We start from the raw sequence: 2,155 nt of genomic DNA on the forward strand, positions 1-2,155 counted from the left end.
AGGTGGAGGCGGTGGTGGGGTCTCATGTGGGGGTGGGTCAGGTGGTGGTGGTTCCGCGGGAGGATGTGCCGGGGGACGTGCGGCTCGTCGCCTACATCGTGCCGGCGGATGCAGAGGGAACTCGGGCCGGCGAGGACCTGACCGCGGAGCTTCGGGCATTTGCCGCCGGGCGGCTTCCTGGCTCCATGGTTCCCTCCGCGTTCGTTTCCCTGCCACATTTCCCGCTGACGGCGAATGGCAAGCTCGACCGCGCTGCCCTACCCGCTCCGGAACACGGAGCCGCAGGCGGCGGCCGTGAACCGGCCACACGGGAAGAACGCCTCTTGTGCGAGGCATTCGCGACGGTGCTCGGGTTGGACCGGGTCGGGGCGGACGACGACTTCTTCGAACTCGGCGGACACTCCTTGCTCGCGACCCGTCTGGTGTCTCAGATAAGGGCGGTCCTTGGGGCCGATGTAGAAATGCGGACGCTTTTCGAGGCGCCGACGCCGGCGGCACTCGCGGTGCGACTTGAAAGTAAGCGGAAACCTGCCCGGCCGCCTCTGCGGCCCATGCGTAAGGAGGGGGACGCCCGATGACTCCGTTGTCTTTCGCCCAGCGGCGGTTGTGGTTCCTGACGCAGTTGGAGGGGCCGAGCGCGACCTACAACATGCCGGTGGTGCTGCGTCTGGAGGGTGCCCTGAATATCGGGGCGTTGCAGGCGGCAATGAGCGATGTGATCTCCCGGCATGAGGTGTTGCGGACGGTATTCCCTTCCCTTTCCGGAGAGCCGTACCAGCAGATCCTGGCCGCGGATGAAGTGGGGGAGGTGCTGAGGGTCAGGCAGGCCACCGAGGGGGAGGCCGCGGATCTCGTTGCGGAGGAGACCGGGCGCGGGTTTGATCTGTCGACCGAGGTGCCACTGCGTGGGTTGCTGATCGAGACCGGTGCGGACAGGCATGTGCTGGCGGTCGTGCTCCATCACATCGCGGGGGACGCCTGGTCGATGGGCCCGTTGGCGCGGGACATCTCTGTCGCCTTCGCGGCGCGGTGTGACGGTCGTGCGCCCGCTTGGGAGCCGTTGCCGGTGCAGTACGCGGACTACACCCTCTGGCAGCGTGAAGTACTCGGTGACGAGGACGATCCGGGCAGTGTGCTGTCGGAGCAGGTGGGCTACTGGCGTCGAGCGCTCGCTGGGGCGCCGCAGGAGCTGGCCCTACCGGTCGACAGGTCGCGGCCGGCGATGGCCTCGCACCGGGGTCACACGGTGACGCTTGAAGTCCCGGCGGAGGTGCATGCTCGGCTGGCGTCGCTGGCGCGAGAGCAGGGCGTCACGCTGTTCATGGTGGTTCAGGCCGCTCTGGCCGTGCTGCTGGAGCGGTTGGGTGCGGGAGACGACATCCCGATCGGTACCGCGGTTGCCGGACGCACGGATCAGGCACTGGATGACCTGGTCGGCTTCTTCGTCAACACTCTCGTGCTGCGAACCGACATGTCAGGTGACCCGACCTTCAGCGAGCTGCTGGCACGGGTACGCGAGACCAGTCTTGCTGCCCTCGACCACCAGGACGTGCCGTTCGAGCGGCTCGTGGAACTGCTGGCACCAGACCGGTCTCTTGCCCGCCACCCGTTGTTCCAGGTGATGCTCAGCGTTCGCAACACAGGCCAGGCGACGCTCGAGCTCGCCGGTCTGCGTGCCCAGATGGTGATTGATCACGTACTGCCCTCTCGATTTGATCTTGATGTGTCGTTTGGTGAGGTGGTTGACGGCGAGGGGCGTCCCGGAGGGTTGCGCGGGTCGCTGACGGGGTCGGCCGACCTGTTCGACGCTGACACCGTGGAGCGGATCGGACGCTGGTTGGTACGGGTGCTGACAGTTGCGGTGTCCACGCCGCAGATGCGGCTTGGACAGGTCCAGGTCCTGTCCGAGGCTGAGCGCCTTCAGGTGGTGGAGGGCTGGAACGACACGGGTGTGCCGGTGCCTGATGTCACGTGGGTGGAGCTGTTCGCGGAGCAGGTCGCACGGACTCCGGATGCGCCGGCAGTGGTAGGTGAGGATGAGTCGCTGACGTATGGGGAGCTGGATGAGCGGGCGTCTCGGTTGGCGGGTGTGTTGAGGGGGCGTGGGGTGGGGTTGGAGTCGGTGGTGGGGGTGTTGTTGGAGCGGTCGGTTGAT

Annotated in this window: 2 protein-coding genes; both read left to right on the forward strand. The window is 66.9% G+C overall.

The window, feature by feature from the left end; all coding sequences use genetic code 11:
• Nucleotides 1–578 (forward strand): phosphopantetheine-binding protein (locus tag ACGF3J_RS38680; protein WP_393856124.1); only part of this gene is annotated, 578 nt, incomplete at its 5' end.
• Nucleotides 575–2,155: condensation domain-containing protein (locus tag ACGF3J_RS38685; protein WP_393856125.1), on the forward strand; the 1,581-nt coding region annotated here is incomplete at its 3' end. The genes ACGF3J_RS38680 and ACGF3J_RS38685, both read left to right, overlap by 4 nt.

It is taken from the genome of Streptomyces sp. NPDC048171 (genome assembly GCF_043202655.1).
GTDB lineage: Bacteria > Actinomycetota > Actinomycetes > Streptomycetales > Streptomycetaceae > Streptomyces.